2 protein-coding genes are annotated in these 1499 nt (G+C 61.6%); both read left to right on the top strand.

Features of this window, described 5'->3' with window-relative positions:
- Positions 1-182: 182 nt before the first annotated feature.
- Positions 183-410 (top strand): hypothetical protein, encoded by a 228-nt coding sequence (locus tag EOC06_RS43280; protein ID WP_245469943.1) that lies wholly within the window; start codon positions 183-185, stop codon positions 408-410.
- A 29-nt stretch (positions 411-439) separates the two neighbouring features.
- Positions 440-1499 (top strand): hypothetical protein (locus EOC06_RS23130; protein ID WP_245469945.1); only part of this gene is annotated, 1060 nt, incomplete at its 3' end.

The following is a 1499-nucleotide window of genomic DNA, read 5'->3' on the forward strand; positions in this document are numbered from 1 at the left end:
GGGGTCAGCGGCGCTGCACGCTTTTCCCTGCCGCGGCATTGGTCGCTCGCAGCATCCAACCCCCCAAATGTCCCAAATTTACCTTTGTGCCGACGGGGCTTCCCCTGCGCAAGCAGCGGATGTAAGGATATATTAGCAATTTGTTAAGTTCGAAGCGAGGTATGCGTAAGGGGAGTTTGGTGATGAACTTCAGAGGCCTGATCAAGCGTGCTGAAGACGTGGATAAAGCGATCCAGGACCTGCAGATCGATTTGGCGGACGCGCTGGATGCAAGTCTCGATGCCGACGACCTGGTGCCGCCAGAGAGCGACGATGTGCCGGATGCCCAGGCGGCAGCCGATGGCGGGCCACCCCAGGCCTGGCCGACGCCGCGGGCGATGCGGACAGTTCCGAAACCGCGCCACGGCTGACCGCCCATACACAGACCCGGCTGGCTGCATTGAGCGCCTTCGAGGGTCTCTTCCATGACGCCAGGGACTATCTGGAGGAGATCAACGACAAGCTGTCGGAGATCGGCACCTCACACCATCTGACGCGTGAATTCCTCAACATCCTCCACAGCGACATCCTGCGCGCCAACGAGCTGGAGGTTGCCAATGCCGCCCTGGCCGCCGAACAGAGGGCGCTGTCGGAAAAGCTGCACGACGCGGTGAAAAAACTGCGCGAGCGTGAAGGCGCTTTCGAAGCGCTGCAGCAGCGCGAGACAAGCCTGATTCAGGACCGGGAGACGCTTCGTACGGCACTGGCCGCGGTGAGGCTGGAACTGGTGGAGACAGCCAATGCGAGCGCCAAACGCGAAGCGGAGTTCGGCGACATCGCCAAGCGGCTGACCGCCAGGACGGTCGAGGCCAACAGGCGCTTGCGCGAAAGCAAGATGCTGCGCGAAAAGCACGTCAACCTCTCGATCGAACTCGACAAGGCGCTGAAGCGGGAATCGCAGGCGCGCCACAGGCTCGACGAGCTGTCGACAATCCATGCCAGCGAAGCAGCGCGGCTGGCGGAGCTGCTGGCCGCGCTCGGCAAGAGCGAGAAAGAGGAGATGCGGCTCCAGAAGTCGCTCGAGGCCGCACAGGCGAAGCTGTCGGAAACGAACGAAGCGGCACGCATGATGGAAGGCGACAAGGAAGCCGAGCTGGCTCGCAGCCAGGCGGAAATGCGCGGGTTAAGCGCGGAGATCCAGAACCTGCAATCGCGGCTGGAGCAAACCTCGACCGAAAACAGCGAAGCCGCAGGCGAGATCGCCAGGCTCAAGAGCGAACTGAACGACGCCCTGGCCGAAAAGAAGATCGCCGATGAAAGACTGTCCGCGCTGGCCCAGGAGAGCGAAAGCGACAAGATGAGTCTTTCCAAGGTGAACGCCAACCTTTCTCAACTGACGCTGCAACAGGCGTCCGAACAGATACAGTTCGACGTGCAGAGGCAGGAATGCGAGGACCTCAAAGCAGAAATCGCCTCGCTCAATGCCCGGATCAAGGAGCTGCTGCCCTATGAGCGGCTCC

The sequence above is a fragment of the Mesorhizobium sp. M7A.F.Ca.MR.362.00.0.0 genome (genome assembly GCF_004023175.1).
GTDB lineage: Bacteria > Pseudomonadota > Alphaproteobacteria > Rhizobiales > Rhizobiaceae > Mesorhizobium.

Excerpts from the sequence above, each read along its gene's own strand:
- EOC06_RS43280 (WP_245469943.1), top strand. The coding sequence starts at position 183 with ATGAACTTCAGAGGCCTGATCAAGCGTGCTGAAGACGTGGATAAAGCG.